This window comes from Flavobacterium sp. FlaQc-28 (genome assembly GCF_044007415.1).
GTDB lineage: Bacteria > Bacteroidota > Bacteroidia > Flavobacteriales > Flavobacteriaceae > Flavobacterium.
Genome location: NZ_JBIPCM010000005.1, coordinates 220,122 through 236,308, shown reverse-complemented (window position 1 = coordinate 236,308; position 16,187 = coordinate 220,122). Strand labels below are relative to the sequence as shown.

The 16,187-nt window shown below is 34.2% G+C and carries 23 protein-coding genes; 5 read left to right on the top strand and 18 right to left on the bottom strand.

Annotated features, from left to right (window positions below; all coding sequences use genetic code 11):
- Positions 1 to 59 precede the first annotated feature (59 nt).
- The 5 genes from ACHRVL_RS14765 to ACHRVL_RS14745 all read left to right on the top strand — a co-directional run bounded on the left by ACHRVL_RS14765 (position 60) and on the right by ACHRVL_RS14745 (position 4,311).
- Positions 60 to 1,616 carry a YdiU family protein gene (locus tag ACHRVL_RS14765; RefSeq protein WP_395414026.1) on the top strand — a complete coding sequence of 519 codons (1,557 nt, stop codon included), beginning with the start codon at positions 60 to 62 and terminating at the stop codon, positions 1,614 to 1,616.
- A 44-nt stretch (positions 1,617 to 1,660) separates the two neighbouring features.
- Positions 1,661 to 2,020: a bacillithiol system redox-active protein YtxJ gene (gene ytxJ, locus ACHRVL_RS14760; RefSeq protein WP_149207254.1), complete on the top strand. Its 360-nt coding sequence runs from the start codon at positions 1,661 to 1,663 to the stop codon at positions 2,018 to 2,020.
- Positions 2,021 to 2,029: 9 nt separating this feature from the next.
- Entirely contained in the window at positions 2,030 to 2,311 is a 282-nt protein-coding gene (locus tag ACHRVL_RS14755) for a DUF427 domain-containing protein (protein ID WP_149207253.1), read from the top strand.
- A gap of 16 nt (positions 2,312 to 2,327) precedes the next feature.
- The gene (locus ACHRVL_RS14750; protein ID WP_395414022.1) at positions 2,328 to 3,206 is read left to right on the top strand and encodes a M43 family zinc metalloprotease; all 879 of its coding nucleotides are present in this window, start codon (positions 2,328 to 2,330) and stop codon (positions 3,204 to 3,206) included.
- Between the two features lie 310 nt (positions 3,207 to 3,516).
- Positions 3,517 to 4,311 (top strand): alpha/beta hydrolase family protein, encoded by a 795-nt coding sequence (locus ACHRVL_RS14745; RefSeq protein WP_395414019.1) that lies wholly within the window; start codon positions 3,517 to 3,519, stop codon positions 4,309 to 4,311.
- Positions 4,312 to 4,998: 687 nt separating this feature from the next.
- Here ACHRVL_RS14745 and ACHRVL_RS14740 read toward each other — a convergent pair.
- The 18 genes from ACHRVL_RS14740 to ACHRVL_RS14655 form a co-directional block, all read right to left on the bottom strand.
- A complete protein-coding gene (locus ACHRVL_RS14740) occupies positions 4,999 to 5,163 on the bottom strand; it encodes a hypothetical protein (RefSeq protein WP_163409605.1) in 165 nt (54 codons plus the stop codon).
- Between the two features lie 11 nt (positions 5,164 to 5,174).
- Positions 5,175 to 7,319 (bottom strand): ArdC family protein, encoded by a 2,145-nt coding sequence (locus tag ACHRVL_RS14735; protein WP_395414016.1) that lies wholly within the window; start codon positions 7,317 to 7,319, stop codon positions 5,175 to 5,177.
- Position 7,320: 1 nt separating this feature from the next.
- Positions 7,321 to 7,791 carry a hypothetical protein gene (locus ACHRVL_RS14730; RefSeq protein WP_395414014.1) on the bottom strand — a complete coding sequence of 157 codons (471 nt, stop codon included), beginning with the start codon at positions 7,789 to 7,791 and terminating at the stop codon, positions 7,321 to 7,323.
- Positions 7,782 to 8,318 (bottom strand): hypothetical protein, encoded by a 537-nt coding sequence (locus ACHRVL_RS14725; RefSeq protein WP_395414012.1) that lies wholly within the window; start codon positions 8,316 to 8,318, stop codon positions 7,782 to 7,784. Before ACHRVL_RS14725 ends, ACHRVL_RS14730 begins: the two co-directional genes overlap by 10 nt.
- 108 nt (positions 8,319 to 8,426) lie before the next feature.
- Positions 8,427 to 8,729: a hypothetical protein gene (locus tag ACHRVL_RS14720; RefSeq protein ID WP_395414011.1), complete on the bottom strand. Its 303-nt coding sequence runs from the start codon at positions 8,727 to 8,729 to the stop codon at positions 8,427 to 8,429.
- 10 nt (positions 8,730 to 8,739) lie between these two features.
- Positions 8,740 to 9,453 carry a glycoside hydrolase family 19 protein gene (locus ACHRVL_RS14715; protein ID WP_395414009.1) on the bottom strand — a complete coding sequence of 238 codons (714 nt, stop codon included), beginning with the start codon at positions 9,451 to 9,453 and terminating at the stop codon, positions 8,740 to 8,742.
- A complete protein-coding gene (locus ACHRVL_RS14710; protein WP_395414008.1) occupies positions 9,453 to 9,596 on the bottom strand; it encodes a hypothetical protein in 144 nt (47 codons plus the stop codon). Before ACHRVL_RS14710 ends, ACHRVL_RS14715 begins: the two co-directional genes overlap by 1 nt.
- Entirely contained in the window at positions 9,596 to 10,306 is a 711-nt protein-coding gene (locus ACHRVL_RS14705) for a peptidoglycan-binding protein (protein ID WP_395414007.1), read from the bottom strand. Before ACHRVL_RS14705 ends, ACHRVL_RS14710 begins: the two co-directional genes overlap by 1 nt.
- Positions 10,307 to 10,308: 2 nt before the next feature.
- Complete coding sequence (locus ACHRVL_RS14700; protein WP_395414005.1) at positions 10,309 to 10,731, bottom strand: hypothetical protein; 423 nt, start codon at positions 10,729 to 10,731, stop codon at positions 10,309 to 10,311.
- A gap of 2 nt (positions 10,732 to 10,733) precedes the next feature.
- On the bottom strand, positions 10,734 to 11,231 hold the full coding sequence (locus tag ACHRVL_RS14695) for a hypothetical protein (protein ID WP_395414003.1): 498 nt from the start codon (positions 11,229 to 11,231) through the stop codon (positions 10,734 to 10,736).
- Between the two features lie 214 nt (positions 11,232 to 11,445).
- A complete protein-coding gene (locus tag ACHRVL_RS14690) occupies positions 11,446 to 11,640 on the bottom strand; it encodes a hypothetical protein (protein ID WP_395414001.1) in 195 nt (64 codons plus the stop codon).
- The gene (locus tag ACHRVL_RS14685; protein ID WP_395413999.1) at positions 11,637 to 12,446 is read right to left on the bottom strand and encodes a hypothetical protein; all 810 of its coding nucleotides are present in this window, start codon (positions 12,444 to 12,446) and stop codon (positions 11,637 to 11,639) included. Before ACHRVL_RS14685 ends, ACHRVL_RS14690 begins: the two co-directional genes overlap by 4 nt.
- Before the next feature lies 1 nt (position 12,447).
- A complete protein-coding gene (locus ACHRVL_RS14680) occupies positions 12,448 to 12,747 on the bottom strand; it encodes a hypothetical protein (RefSeq protein ID WP_395413997.1) in 300 nt (99 codons plus the stop codon).
- 1 nt (position 12,748) lies between these two features.
- The gene (locus tag ACHRVL_RS14675; protein ID WP_395413994.1) at positions 12,749 to 13,123 is read right to left on the bottom strand and encodes a hypothetical protein; all 375 of its coding nucleotides are present in this window, start codon (positions 13,121 to 13,123) and stop codon (positions 12,749 to 12,751) included.
- A 56-nt stretch (positions 13,124 to 13,179) separates the two neighbouring features.
- Positions 13,180 to 13,743, bottom strand: coding sequence for a hypothetical protein (locus ACHRVL_RS14670; RefSeq protein ID WP_395413991.1), 564 nt, complete (start codon positions 13,741 to 13,743; stop codon positions 13,180 to 13,182).
- A gap of 37 nt (positions 13,744 to 13,780) precedes the next feature.
- The gene (locus ACHRVL_RS14665; RefSeq protein ID WP_395413988.1) at positions 13,781 to 14,437 is read right to left on the bottom strand and encodes a hypothetical protein; all 657 of its coding nucleotides are present in this window, start codon (positions 14,435 to 14,437) and stop codon (positions 13,781 to 13,783) included.
- A gap of 11 nt (positions 14,438 to 14,448) precedes the next feature.
- The gene (locus ACHRVL_RS14660; protein WP_395413985.1) at positions 14,449 to 15,183 is read right to left on the bottom strand and encodes a hypothetical protein; all 735 of its coding nucleotides are present in this window, start codon (positions 15,181 to 15,183) and stop codon (positions 14,449 to 14,451) included.
- Positions 15,184 to 15,194: 11 nt separating this feature from the next.
- Positions 15,195 to 16,049, bottom strand: coding sequence for a transglutaminase-like domain-containing protein (locus ACHRVL_RS14655; protein WP_395413982.1), 855 nt, complete (start codon positions 16,047 to 16,049; stop codon positions 15,195 to 15,197).
- Between the last annotated feature and the right edge of the window lie 138 nt (positions 16,050 to 16,187).

Sequence of the window (16,187 nt, the reverse complement as noted above, 5' to 3'; positions counted from 1 at the left end):
CGCTAAGTTGCGTTCTATTCGAATCATCAATAAACTATAACAGTAAAATCAAAAAGCAAATGAAACTAAACATCAAAGATACATTCAATAAAGAGTTGCCTGCTGACAAAGAAACAGAAAACTCAAGAAGGCAAGTAAATAATGCATGCTTCTCTTATGTTACGCCTAAAAGTCCTAGCAACCCTGAATTGGTTCATTATGCTTCTTTTTTAGCGAATGATTTAGGTATCGCTAACGACGTGCAAACAAAAGAGTTTCTCGATGTTTTTTCTGGTAATTCTGTTTACCCTGAAACAAATCCGTTTGCTATGTGTTATGGTGGACACCAATTTGGTAATTGGGCAGGACAATTAGGTGACGGTAGAGCTATAAATCTTTTTGAAATTGAAGCAAACAACAAACATTGGGCATTACAATTAAAAGGAGCTGGTGAAACACCCTACTCTAGAACTGCCGATGGATTGGCAGTGCTACGCTCCTCTGTAAGAGAACATTTATGTAGCGAAGCCATGCATAGTTTAGGGGTTCCAACTACACGATCATTAGCATTAATCCTATCAGGAGATGAGGTTTTAAGAGATATTCTATATAATGGGAATCCAAAACTGGAAAAAGGAGCAATTGTAACCCGTGTCGCTCCTAGCTTTATCCGATTTGGTAATTTTCAAATCTTTGCCTCTCGCAGAGACAATAAAACACTTAAAGAACTTACTGATTATACAATCGCACATTATTTCCCAAATATAAAATCTGAGGGCAAAGAAAAGTATTTGGATTTTTATCAAGAAGTAGTAAACAAATCTCTAGAAATGGTTGTAGAGTGGCAAAGAGTGGGTTTTGTACACGGTGTTATGAATACTGACAATATGTCTATATTAGGATTAACCATTGATTATGGCCCGTATGGTTGGTTGGAAAATTTCGATCCGGATTGGACTCCAAACACCACCGATAGACAAAATAAAAGATACCGATTTAGAAATCAACCAGACATTATACTTTGGAATCTTGTTCAATTAGGAAATGCATTATATCCACTAATAGAAGACATCCCTGCGATGGAAACCATTTTAACCGCTTACAATAAAACGTATGATACAAAATACCATAAAATGATGGCGGCAAAACTGGGCTTATCTTCAACCTATACGACAGAAAACCATGACGAACTAATAAATTTATTGACACAGTCTAATATTGACATGACAATCTTTTTTAGAAATCTGAGTTCTGTTACTAAATTAGATACCCCAAAGGAAGCCTTTACTAAAATAAAATATGCTTTTTACAATATCGAAGAATTACCTAATGAAATAATAACAAAATGGGAAGTTTGGCTAAAAAGCTATTTAGAAATGATTAATGCAGAAGAACAAACAGACTCTGAACGCAAAGCATCCATGAATCGTAATAACCCTAAATATGTGTTACGAAATTATATGGCACAATTAGCAATAGAATCTGCGGAAAAAGGCGATTATTCATTAATAAACGAGCTCTATCTGTTGCTCCAAAAACCGTACGAAGAACAATCTGAACATGAAAAATGGTTTGCTAAAAGACCTGATTGGGCTTTAGAAAAAGTGGGTTGTTCAATGCTTTCTTGCAGCTCTTAAATAATTGCTAATAATTTATATCTTTACTAAGAAATTTAAAATTTATGAAAACTACAAACTGGAACACAATAAAAACGGAAAAAGATGTCCTTGATATTATTGAAAAATCAAAGGATAAGCCTCAAATTATTTTTAAAGATAGTGTTTCGTGCGGTATTAGTGCCTTTGCAAAAGAACGCCTTAAAAATGATTCCCCTCTTATCGAAAGCATCTCAGCCTTTAATTATCTTGATTTACTTTCTTACAGAGAAGTATCAAATTTTATCGCTAAAAAATTAAATGTAATTCATCAATCCCCACAAATTATCGTTTTAATAAAGGGGGAAGTAATTTATAGAGATTCACATCATTCCATTGAAGCAAAAAAAATTGCGAATAAAATTACTACTTTTGTAGAAGGATAAGAACAAATTATGAAAGCAACTTTTAACAACAAAATAATAGCAGAAAGCGACCAAACAATTAGCTTCGAAGGGAACACTTATTTCCCACATCAAAGTCTAAAAAAAGAATACTTTAAGCCAAGTAAAATAAGCTCTGTTTGCGATGAGAAAGGCGTTGCTCATTATTACAACGTTGAAGTAAATGGGAGATTTAGAGATGATGCTGCGTGGTTCTACCCTGAAGCAACGAGTCAGGCAAAATTAATTGAAAATTATGTAGCCTTTTGGAAAGGTATAAGAATTGAAGAATAATCTATATTTAATTTAAATGTATTTAATAGTAAACAACAAATTGGTCTTTCAAAGTATGGGATTTTATTTGTTGTTTCTTTTTTTCTTGGTTGCTTGTCAAAATAATCATCCTGAGGATTCTCAAACTATCTGTGCGTCACAATTCTGCAATGCACAAGGGAAGAATGAAATACTGGCAACAAAAGACAAAGCATACACTCCATCAATTATACAATTTCCTGCTAATCTTGTTATTGCTTCCCCAAACACTAACGATTACTCTAAATACATCAAAATTATTGATACGCTTAATACTAAACTAAACAAATCAGGAATAAACATCCTCCTAAATCCAAATATTTTACGTGTAAATCAAAAAAAATCAATTGACAGAATAGGATATAGTGATAAAATAAGAAAAGAGCTTGAATCTAAAATTAAAACAAAGTATTTAACGTTTGTAATTGTTCCTTCTGGACAAAAACTAAATGGGTTTACTTATACTCTTAATCAAAATTTTTGGTATTATTTAGGATTCGGATATAATTATATTTATATTTCCGATAATCCTAACGTTAGTGTGGCAACTTTCGCTCATGAAACGGGGCATTTTTTTGGTCTCCAACACACCTTTGGTTCTTCATCTGAGCAATTTACTACAAAAGAGAGCATCTTGGAAAACAATTGTAATACCGAAGGGGACTTTATATGTGACACTCCAGCAGATTACAACACACCTATAGATAAAAATTGTAGATACGTTGGCGCTAGATATAAAAACTACAATCCTCCCATAGAAAATTTCATGAGCTATTCTCCAGGTTTTTGTAGGAATCATTATTCTAACGAACAATTAATTTTCATGGGGAAATTCGCTAAAAGTTACAGATTTAACATTGCTAAATCCTCACAATAACCCTCCTCACTTAAAAAAGCATTCTCACTCAATATTATTTTAGGGAAAGAAACTTAATGGAGTTTTGTAAAAAAAATGCATGACGATTCAACCCCAACGCAAAGCTTGCATTTCTTGTAGTTTCTAATTTGCCACTGAGACTTCGCATAGTTTGCATATTGGTTTGTTAATATTAATGCGAATTAATTTCATAGAAATGGTCGGATATGTCGTTTATCATTGCATTTGTTAAAAAGATTGGCAATGTTTTATATTAATTTTGTATTTTTAAACAATTTTTTGCTTCTAAAAAGCGAGACTACGACAAAATATGACACTATTGCCCCCTATTAAAATTAAGATAATTAAAATACTGCCTTTTTTGGTAATGCCCCTTTTGGCGAGTTGCTTATCATTTAGACAATCTGATGACAACAAGTCTGTAACTACATTTAGTCTGGACACATTAAAACTATATGACCAAAACAGGCAAAGAGAAATTCCTATTGCCATCTACCACCCTAAGATCGATATTTCAGGAAAACAAAAAATTGTCATTTTCAGTCACGGTTATGGGCAAAACAAAGGGGGAGATTATTTGGCGTACTCGTACTTAGCAGAGTTTTTAGCTTCAAAAGGCTATTTTGTTGTAAGTATCCAACATGAACTTGCCACGGATAGTTTATTACCCTTGACAGGAAATCCACAAATATTAAGAAGGCCTTTTTGGGAGCGTGGTGCAGACAATATTTTATTTGTTGTTAACGAACTTAAAAAGACAAATCCCGATTTAGACTACAAACACATTACGCTTATTGGTCATTCAAACGGTGGCGATATGACTGCTCTTTTCCCACAGAAATACCCAAACGTAGTAGAAAAGATTATTACATTGGATAACAGAAGGATGGCGCTCCCTAAAACAAAAAAGGTCAAAGTTTATTCGTTACGTTCAAGTGATCAACCCGCTGATGACGGGGTTTTGCCTACTGAAAAAGAAATTAAAAAAAATAAAATGAAAATAATAAAGTTAGCAAACACGACACATAATGAAATGGACGACAATGCTGATGACGAACAACGAAAAGAAATTCAAAGCGAGATCTTAACTTTTCTAAAAGATTGATTGGAAAAAGCCTTGTCCCCAATCATAATAAATTAAATTTAGACCAGATGTCACAGGATGGTATTAGGCTAGCGCTACGAGAATTCTTATTAAACGGATATGTTATCGAGAATACTAATTATAAAGAACAGAAACAATGCAGATACATGTAACTAACAATTCAAAAAAAGACAATTTTAAAAAAATACTACTTTAACTTTTCCCATAAACTATTCCTTTTGTAGATTGCTAAATGTATTTAAAAAGATAGACTTGAAATAAGTGATAAATATTTTTTATTCTTCACAAACTGATTCCAAAAATCATTGAAACAAAATGGTTAATGGCATCTTATACAACTCGGAGTGATTTGTAACCATAATAAAGTATATGGGAAACAACATGTCTTATTAGGATAGTGTCGAAATGCCCCCGCCCTTCTGACAACGCATTTTTTAATCTGATTACTTAATATTAAAGAAGTTACTAAAAATGGCTTGTGTCAATAATTGGGAATTATTTTTAAACAAATTTAATATTACATTTTAAAAAGGCTTAGGGTAAAAAATCTAAGCCTTCCTTTTTAACTTGCAAACTTTGTGGAATCCTGTCAATATTAAATTATTTTACTTTTCTTATTATACTAAATATAGCCAAAACTGTCTTTCACGCCCACAATCTGACTTCGCAACCACCCAAAATTAAAACCTATTTCTTTGCTTTTGCTTTTACAACTTTTCCTCCTTTGACATACCGATAACCCTTTTTAAGAGTTCCATCTTTTTTAACGCCTTCACGCTGGATTACACCGCTACAAAGCTTTTTAGCTGAGATTCTTTTTTTACCTTTTGATTTTACTTTTTTTGCTACCATGATTTCATATTTTAGTTATTTGACTTTAAATGATAATTTCTTTTTTTTTTGGGTTCGTTAACTACTTTTTTATAGAGCATCGAATATTTTAAAGTGAGGTCATTCCCTCTGTTTTTCTCCAGTGTAGCAAATCGCTGTTTTGGATCTTGATGTGAAGAACAATGAATTACTGAAGTTGGATTGTGAGCCATTTTATTACCTCCGTACATTGCTCCATTCTCTTTTACTTGAGAAATAAAACACCAAATAATTTTCGGGTATTTGGTTCTCAAATAATTTAGCTGGTCGGCAGTAATTTTCAAATCCGTAACAGAATCCGCAATAATGACTTTGACCACCTTGCAGAATCCTTGTAATTCCTCAAAAGGGTTTTCTAAATAACCTTTTATGGCTATATACTTTCTTCCTGCTTCAGTAGTATTTCTGTTGATACTATCTACTGTGTCCTTGCTTTCAATTCCTCCTTGCTCATAATCAATATAAGCTACTGGAATTTGTGCTTCTCCAAAAGCATTGGCAATCTGCATGGCCAACTGTGATTTTGAACTGTGCTTGTTTCCTTTTATTAGGATTAAAGCTTTATGAGGCTGTTGTTTTTGTAAAAACTTCCCAATTTCGCCACCCAGTACAAAAACATCTTTTGCTTCCTTTGGTACAGAATTAGCAGAAATAAAACCAAGTTTTTCAAGCGCATTAAGGCTTTTATCCTGATTGGAAGCAACTTTACTATCTCTTTTTTTAACTACAGTTTGTACAGTTCTCTTTTTGGTTAATTCAGTATTTTTACTTGCCACAATTGAAGCTGATAGTCCGATTTTTTTAGCTTTGGTAACTTTAGGTTTTACCTTTTTCTTTACTGGTCTTTTCGATGTTGCTTTTTTAACCTCTTCTTTCACTATTTCTACTTCTTCACTCTCAGTATTTCTACCTAATATGTAGTTGACTGCTTTTTGAGATTGTGCTGAAGCTTTCAAGAAAAAGCGGTTGTCATTTTCTAATTCGCTCACCAAAACAGTATTCCAATTTTTAAGATACTTAGCCGAGTTCTCTTTGGTCTGAAATAGTATTCCAGATTCAGAACACATGAATACCGCTCCGAGTTCCGCAATGAGTTCCTCAAAAGCATAAGGCTTACTACCAAAAGTTCCAGTCATATCCCTGTTCAACCTTTTTTTCGCTCCAGATGAATGTGTCAATTCGTGAAAATATGTGCAGTAATACGAAGCTTCTTTTTTAAAAGCTTTGATATTTGGCATATTAAGTTTATCAGTTGATGGTTGATAATAAGCTCTATCTCCAACAAAAGTGTAAGTAGGGGGGTCTTTATAACCATCAATAAGACTTTGGGCTTGCTCAATCGGATTTACATTTTTATTGCCTGTTGCTTCAGGAAATTTCAATCCTGTACAGTCATCTGCTCTGAAAACATTGTAATATTTAATTACTGGAATCTTGGTAAGATGCTCTCTTAGATCTTCTTTGGTTAAGCCATTCACTTTTACAAACTCAGTAAACTTTTCTCTGTCGGTAGTTTTGAATTGCAAAACACCATTATCGAAACTGAAAATCATGGTGTAATAAATTACACGTCTTGCTTTACTGTCTTTCTTTAAACTTGCACCAGTTTCCTTAATCTGATTGAATGTTAGATAATAAGGCTGAATGAATTTTATCGGCACTAAATAACCTTTTCCGTCTTTATCAAACTTTATATCAAAATTCAACAGAAAGTTTGCTCCTGTATATTCCTTCTTACTAACATAATTTTTAGCGGCACCATCAGATCCTGAACCAACCCAATCTTTTTGCCAGGGCAAATGCCCGACTTTCTCAATAGTATTGATAATCAAATCTGTAATATAGCTGTAAATATCATCAGGGGAAACTCCGTTTAGACCACCTTCTACATCTTCTTCAGATATATATTCTAGTGTTGGTAGAATGATTCTTTGCTCAGTTCCACTAAGTCCCGCAGGTTCTAGCAAGTCCTTTAGTTCAATAGTGAAAAGCGCATCGTTGTTTTGCTGCAAAACTTTACTGATTCGGTTGAAAATAACCAAATGCTTTTGTTTTCTAGCTCTAGTTAAGAGGGATTTCAAAACGGAACGTTTTACTGTTTTACCGTTAAGATTATTGAAAGAGGTTATTAAATCCATACTACTTGATTATTGAATACTCTTTACCTAAAACTCCCAAAATCGTTTCAGTTTGAATATCATTTATACTTTTAATCTGTATCAGGTTTTGCCAATTAGAAACGTTCTCCAGTATTGGAATTTCCACAATCAGATCCTTTAGTACATGTTTCCCTTTGGCAGGAATGGATAGAAATGATTTATTGACTGTGATTGTAGCAATTCGCTTGGCAGTTTTGTCTTTGAGTATGATTCGTTTTACTGATGCAATAACTCCGTCAGGACTGAAATTATCATTTGTCGGATTGTATATGGTAACATCTAAATTAAAACGCATCCGTTTGAAATTTATATCGAAGTTTCTAATTCCAGTAGGGAGTGCTTTTAATTTTTTCATCGTTTCTTTCCATTTATTGAGTTTACTGCTGTACCATAATGCGCCAATGCCTAATAATGCGCCAGTGATTACAATATGTTTTGCTCTTATGCCCATATACTTGTTTTTTTCTTGATTAGGGCTATTGTTTTAAACCCGATATAGAGCATTGCCAAAATCCCTAATCCAATGAGAAACTTTTCCAATTTTGAAAGCGGTTTTTCTACTACTATAGGTATCTTTTTAACTTGGATAATAGTCTTGACTTTTTGATTTTTAACTGCTGTATTTTCATTCTTTGTTTGGGCAATTTGAGCATAAAACTCCAACTGCTTTTTGAGTTTATCATAAATGAGTTTATAACCATTATCCCCAGATATTTTGGAAGTATTTAGTTTGGAAAGTATTTCATCTACCTTAGCATTCACTAAGCTATCAAAAACAGGGTTTCCTGTCTCACTTTGTACAATTGGAGTAATCAGTTTATCATCGATTGCTTTATTGATAATCGTATTTTTAATACTGTCCCTTTTCTGAATTTCACTCTTGAGTAAAGTGTTTTCTTCTTCAAGTTTTTTAATAGAAGAACAGCCTGTTAGCAGAATACAAAAAATGAGAATCAGTAATTGGATTGACTTTTTCATGATTTAGGTTTGTTAAGATGAATTTTGATTATGAAAAGAATTAATTGGCTGGTTCCTATTACTTGAAACAAATCGATTTCATAATATAGACTGACAGCAAAAATGATTTTATTCAGAATTTGTTTTTTCATTATTCTTATTGTTCAAACAGCTGGCACATCGCCTTTGATATTCTTGCAATTGTTCTTTTAGGTTTCTAATCTCAATCGTATTTTCATCAATAACTCGCTGCATTTCTTCAAACTTCTTATCTGTTACAATTGACATTTTGGTGTAAATCGAATCGATTGCTTCCAGAGCTGATGCTTCCGTTTTTTTCAGTTCGGAATTCCTTGACCTCCAAGCGATGTATATTGAAATCAAGGTGGTTGAACCCAAAAAGTAGTTTAGTATTGTTTCTATCGGTAACATAGTTTATCCTTTATTTAGTTTTAGAACCAAAATCGAGCACCCGAGTAAAAGGGTTGTAGTAGCTATAAACAGATTTATTCTTCGATTTGACCGGTCTCGGACTCGCTTTTTTTTTTAATATCCCCAATGTGTCAATGCTATTGTAATAATTTAGTTGTTTAACCCTTTCGGAAAAATTGGTAAGTCCGCCATTGATTTTTTTAGTAATCGAAGTGATATTGTTGGAGTCTGCAATTGGATTAAGCTTGTATCTTACGCTCCAAAACCAACCTGAAATATCTATAGCAATATCAGGGCGAGAGGCTAAATCAGGATTGTTTATAACATCAATTCCTGAATAATCTTTGTAAGCTTGATAGTTTGCCCGGCCTGTCAATTGAATTAGTCCACGCCCCCTAAATCGCCAACCGTCACCAACTTGTGTATTACCCAAATTGGCCTTTCCCCACTTTCCCCCATACACAATGTTTGCGATGGCTTCCTGATTAGCTTTACGCTTAGTAGTTCTTCCGTAAAGATTAGCTTGAGCAACCGAAATTTGATTCGTACCAAAAGTTTCAATCAGTCCAGCAGGTGTGTAATTCAAATTCTCTGACAGTTTAATGAACCCACCCGTTTCTTCGTGAAGCTGTGCCAAAAAATGAGCAACACGCTTTGGAGTATTGATGGCATACTTTTTAAAAACCTTCAAAAAAGGGGTACTATTTGATAATAAAAAATCCATTACAACTGTACTTTTTTAGGTTCAACACTGGGTTTTTCTTTTGATTTGGAATCAGGTTTAGGCTTAGTTTCATCACTCATTGAAGCGATAATAATTGCACCCAGCACACCTAAACCAATCCATACTCCTGTATTTGCATTCATTATCTCCAGTCTTTAAGTTTGATTTGTTTTATTCCTTTTTGAGTGAAAAGAGCATTTTCGGTATTTCTACCAAAATCACCATCAACTTTGACTTTCAACAAAGCCTGTAATGTTCTTACTTCTATTCCTTTACTTCCTTTTTTAAGAAGCATGGTTTTGTCAACTCCTGAAGTTTCAACTACAGATGAAATCATTGGCAAAATTTTCCCTACTGGCTTTATAACACTATGATCTGGAATCCAATAGATATCATTCATAAAAGTTCCATTTCTTTGTACTACGTAGCGATAAGTTCCATCAGGTCTTTTTCCAACCCAAATGATTTTACCTATTTTATCACCTTTCTTGAAAGTGGCTTTTCTGATTCCTTCGCTTGTATAATTACCGTCTTCCATCTTCCGGGCATCGTAAGTTTTTGTTCCATTAAATCCCGAAGCCATAATTTCCTGACCGATACTGTATCTGAAATTATCAGCTGTTCTGCCTGGTGGCTCTGCAATAGTTTTGACTGGAACAATTGGAGCAGTTGCCAATGTTGGTGTTCTTATAGGCTTTGGTGTTGCTACTGGTAAAGTTTCATTACTCAAATCCGCTTCAACTTCTTGACTGATTTCATTATCATTCTTGTTTTTTTGAACGAAATAATAAATGCCACCACCTATAGCAAGTGCGATACCGCCACCAATCCATATTTTATCTTCTGTGGTCATTTTTATAAGTATTTTGGATAATTTGATTTCAATAATTTATAATCACTGTCACTTAATTCCTCTTTAAGCCAAACTCTTAAAGGATGTCTCACAGGTGTTTGCCAAAAAGCGAAATAGGTGTTACCTGTAAGTGTGTTATAATACCTACTTCCAAAGGCTTTTATTACCCAAGAAAACTGCGCTTGACTTACACCTGTTAGTGTTGTAAAAATGGTCTTGCGTTTTTCAGAATTAGTAAAATTGGCTTCTTTCATAGCATCATAAATCACATTGGCTATTTCTTTTGCATTGAAGCTATTGTCTACAGATCCTTGATTCAAAAAAGCATTTCCGTTTTTGTCTTTATTTGCTTGTGCTATAGCAAAAAAGAGTATTCCCAATCCCGCTACACTAACCGAGATAGGTAATAATTTTGAACTGTCCATGATTAAAAAAAGTTGGGAATTAAAAAGCGTAACTCCATCAATTCGTTTTGACTAAACTGATCTCCAAACCATTCAATCAATGTCATTTTCTTGGATAAGGGATTGATACCTTTTCTAAGTCCAAATGCATTATGGATTCTCACAAAGCCATTAGGATTAACTCCCATAAGATTTTGCTTTACCGATTTAAAACCATTTCCAACCCCATACATAGCACTATAAATCGCCTCAGCTTTGTTCTTTGCCATTCCAGTTGAGATATTACTTGGTTTATCTCTTTTGTTCTCTTTGAGAGGTGAAAAACCGTTAAAAATCTTTCTGTAAGCAAAATAACCTACACCTAAAAAAAGTCCCATTTTCAGAGCACCTTTAACTATTGAAACTGTAGCATTTACTCCTGCACTTGTATTCTCAAGAGTAGTGGCAATTGCTTTTTGACCTTGTGGGGATGATGCCACTGCTGTTAGCACTGCTGGATTATGTAAACCTTGTCTTTTCATAGTCATTTCTTGGCTGTAGTATTGCTCCCAATTTCATTTTTACTCCGAGAATTTTATTTTAAACCTTCTAAAAGGATTTCCTAATAGTTGGCTCAACTTACTTTTCTTGTTTCATCTTTACTTTCTTAGCTTGGAGCAATGCCTACAACTGTGTTTTATCATTGTTTCGCCCGTTCCGTAAATGGAGCATACAAAAACGGGCTACTCCAACTTTCTACATTATGAACTCTTTAATTGTTTGCCAACTTTGCGAATCTGTAACCATTGCAATGGCTTTTTTGGACTTCTTCAGCTCCACCAGTTTTTCCAAAACTTCATTATCCAAATCTGCCAATTCCTGAATCAGCTTCGTTTTCTTCTGTACCTTGAAAGGATTGGACTCTTTTGTTTTTATAGTTATTACACTCATACTAGCATTTGATGTTTTTGTAATAAACCGAACAGTTCCTGTGAAAAGAAGTTGTTTTCGGTTTTTTCGTTGATTTTTTGATAAATAACTGAAAGCAAAGCAATGGTGTCATCATCGAGAGTTCTGACAATATCCATGAAAGCTTTTTTAGCATCTGAAGAATTTTCATCTTCCAAGTCTTCTGGTGAAGCCATTGCTAAACCACTATTTTCAACTGGAACATTGAACCCTAATCCTTTTAAAATTATAGGAGCTTGTTTAACTACTCCTAAAAGCATGTTGTTTAGACTGTCATTACTTTCTTTTGTGTACTTCCTTTGTAATTTTTCTTCTGTCAGTTCTTCGTTTTTTGCTTTCAGCTCACGATTATATTTTTCAGACTCTTCCAATTTTCTTGCTAGTTCATCCCGATCTCGAGCTTGTAATTTCAAGTCGAAGATGTCGGCAATTCCCAATCCCATTAGACCAGCACTTTTTTTCTTTTTCTTCTTCTTTTTGGCTGTCTGCTTTGGTTCATTATCGGAATTACTTGTATTAGAAACAATCTCACCAAATGTTACATCGAAAGGATCTCCCTCAAGCTTAAAAGCATTCACTCCATTTTTACGCTTTTCCTGGATGGTGAGTTTTGTAAACCCATCACTGTAGAGTTTTTCAAAGAATTCTTCACTTGTACCATAATCATTTTTTATCTGTTCATGGGTTATGTTGCGAAAAATTGGCTTTGAAGTAGTCCTATCGTAAACCGTAACAGCGCAAAATTTATCGCTAGCCAGTTTATCCATCAAATCATCTAATTGCTCCATTTTAAATTAGTTTTTTGTAGATAAGTAAAATCCTGTTTCGTTCTTCCTCAATAATGATTCTCTTTACCAATTTTGGATCAAAAGTTGAATCACTTGTCACATAATTGACTTCTAACTTTACCTTTGAAAAAGTACCATCGGGTGGAATTAATATTTGCTTCTGTGTTGGGTAAATAGTAACGCCGTTGATAATTGCAATTGTAGTTCCTGTATTTACAACCGAAAGGCAGGTAACTCCCTCTAAAACGGGAATTTGTTCTTCTTTGAACTCTCTTGTTATAAAAGCAGATTCTACAAACATGTTATACTTTACTAATGTTATTGTTATATAAAAACACTACATGAAATTTTAATGGGACATCACTTTTTAATGGCTCGTCTAGAGCGAAAATGAGTGAATAATCTTTGTTTCCAGTGTCGAAATTTAAAGGCTTGAAACTCTTTTCATATTCGCCTCCATTTGATTGTCTCCAATTATCAATATGAACCGATGGAATAATTGCAATACTGTTATCGTCCTTCATTTCTACAGATATCATCGCACTGATCTTTTTATCTACTCCGTTAGTATAAATAGCTACTCCTGTGGTAAAACCGATAGGAAGTTTAAAATTTTCGGAAGTATTACTTTCTCCTGGCTTTATAATTGCTTTTACTACGTGTTGAATTTGTCGCATACTTTTCAAGATTTAAAAAGCCGAAGCCTTAATGAATTCGGCTTTTAATTATTCGATTACTTTTTAGCCTCAGTTACTCTAAACTCCAATCTTAAATACATTGAAACTCCTTCTTTTATAGGAACATTAACCCCTTTTGGGAATTCCAATTCTAATTTAAATTCCTCTTTAGCTCGTAAAAGAGGTGTCGTTGCAATTGGACGGTAATCATCGAATTTGAAATTCTGAATGTCCGTTAATGGCAAATCAATAAGCATATCATTGGTTTGAATTAGACGTAAATCAGCGTTCTGCAACTCGGCTGGTAAAACATCTCTACTTTGCCAATCAGCACTTTCCATTTTTGTTCCTCTAGTTGTAAATTGTATTCGAATAGCATCAATAACAACATCACGTCCTGAGTTTAATTGATTTCCATCAAAATTGGTGATCCCTACAATTTTCTTAGTATTGGCATCAACAAGTTGATTAATACCACTCATTCCATCAACCTTTATATTCAAGTAAAAAGTTTTATCGACCAATTTTGTTGCTTGTGGTCTTGCAATATGACTTGTTTGACGTTGTCTAGCACCTAATACTTTAATAGCTCTTTGCAATTGTGAATTTCTATTTTCCATTTTCCTTTATGAATTAAATTTTACTTCTTAGTTTTGGTTAAAGAATGTAATTACCATTTTCATCGATATAAGCTCCTAAGCCATCATCCTCGTAAGCACCTAATCCGTCATCGTCATAGCCGCTTAAACCATCTTCAACATAGTTACCATTCATATCAATATAGCCTCCTAAACCTTCGTCTTGATAATTTTCTGTTTGCGGTGCATATCCATTTAAACTATTATCTTCATATGCTCCTAAACCACTTCCTTCATGAGCATTTAAACCATTTTCTACATAGTTACCGTTGATATCGATATAACCTCCTAAACCGTCTTCATGATAGTTGCCATAGGCATCGATATAGCCCTGCAAGCCATTTACTGCTCCTGAAAGACCAGCTGTCTTTTGCATAAATCTTCCGATTGTTGTTTCTGGATTTAACTTGGCAGCAATTTTCTCTGATGAAAAAATATTTTTTACTAATTCTAAACCATGAGCAATGGAAACTCCGATTGCCGAACCTCTTAAAAGCGAGCTTTTCGTATCGCTTCCGTTTACTTTTACCGCTAAAAATCCTGCACCAACGGCAACAACTCCATTAACAACACCTTTTACCGTGTTGGAAGATGTCTCGGTCATAGTGCCTGTAAGACCTCTTGATAGAGCGCCTACAACAACGGCAGAACTGATTGTTATTAACTCTTGTTTCATTTTTATGTTTATTAATTACTTTTTGAACTTGTTACTAAAAGAATAGCACCTACTGCGCCGACACCAATGATAATTGGAATCGTATAATTAGGTTTATGACCAGTGGTTACACCACTTTCAACTTGACTGGCTTCTTTTTGCGCTTGAACCTCTTCTTTTAAATTCTGAATTGGAATATCCTTGACTTTGGAAATAGTCTCAAGCTGTGCATCATTTGGAATTGCCTCACCAGTTTCAGTTGTGCCTGTAGTTAAGGATTCCGCCGGAACTCCTTTTACTTCTGCAATGGTTTCTAATTGTGCAGGTGTTGGAGTTGCATTTGGCATAACATCTGCTGGCTGGGCAGTTTCAAATGATTGTATATCATTAATGGGTTGAGACCCATTACTTATTTTGGAAACAGCATTATTGACAACAGGTTTTACAATATTGTTCAGGGCAAATTGTCCCACTTTTGTACCTGCAATTTTTTTTACTTTCATTGCAATTTTTCCAATCTTACCCGCATTGGCTGCAATTTTGGCCAGTTTACCTGCTTTAGCAACTTTTGAAGCTATTCCAATAGGGGCAGTAGCGGGAAAGAAACTCATAGCTGCCGTAGCTATCGGAACTACAGCTTTGCCTAATTTAACAGCATTCTTTATTGATACGTTTTTTAATCTGACATTCTTTTTAAGCATTTTGCCTATTTTCAGCCCTCGGTTTAAACCCGCATTTAATCCTGTTTGTTCTTCTAATATTATCATAATCAAATTATTTAAAATGGAAATCTTCTACGGGATTGAGTTGTTTTTTTTACTGCTCCTTTAAGCCCTCTTTTGCTGCCATAAACACTATTCCTTTTCACATAGATATTGTAAGCTCCACCTTCACTTGTTGATTTATGTGCTATTGCATCACGACCTAGTGATTCTAGCATGTGCTTCGCTTGTTCTGCACTTCTAGCAAAATCATATAATTCATAAGCTTTTTTGCAAGGCTTCTTGGTTAAATACCAACCCTTTTTTTTAGGGGCTGGACAATTCAGACCAATATGTGGTAATTTCTGATCCATAAAAACATCTTTTTTATCCGTATAACTTGGCTCTTTGTTGCTCATTATTGTTCCGTCAATAATTGTATGACCTTTATCTAATTTCCCACTTGCTTGATCAAAAGGCACAACTACATAAACATGGGTGTACTGCTTAGGATTGAACTTGGGCTGTTTGATTTGCCTGATGTAATGCTTAATCCCTAAATTCATCAAAACTGAACTTGCGAAAATCGAATAGCTTTTACAATCAATACCTTCTCTGCGGTTGAACCAACTATTGGCAGGACTTCTTAAATTCTGTATAACCCCATCAGCTTGATACTGAATGTCGTAATACAGGAAGTAATGAATCTTATCACAGGTCTCTTGAATTGTTTTCCCTTTGAGAATTTTGGATAGTTTTGCGACCTGTTTATAGAAAGTCTCTACCCAAACTTTCATCATCGAAACCGAATAAAACGTATCGCCTTTTTCCAGTTTTATCTTTTGATTTTTGGGCTTTTCAATTAAATGGTTAAACTCATCACCGTTTTTTATCCTGCGCTTTAGAATTAAGTTGATTTCATCCTTTGTCATTTTCAATTGCTGTAACTTTCTGAAGCAAATGTTAGAAATAAAAAAAACTCGCCTTGAGGTATGGCGAGGTATTGTAAGGTATTGTGAAGATTTTTTAGGTATGAGGAAGTATGCTAAAATAACATTGCAATTCTATCG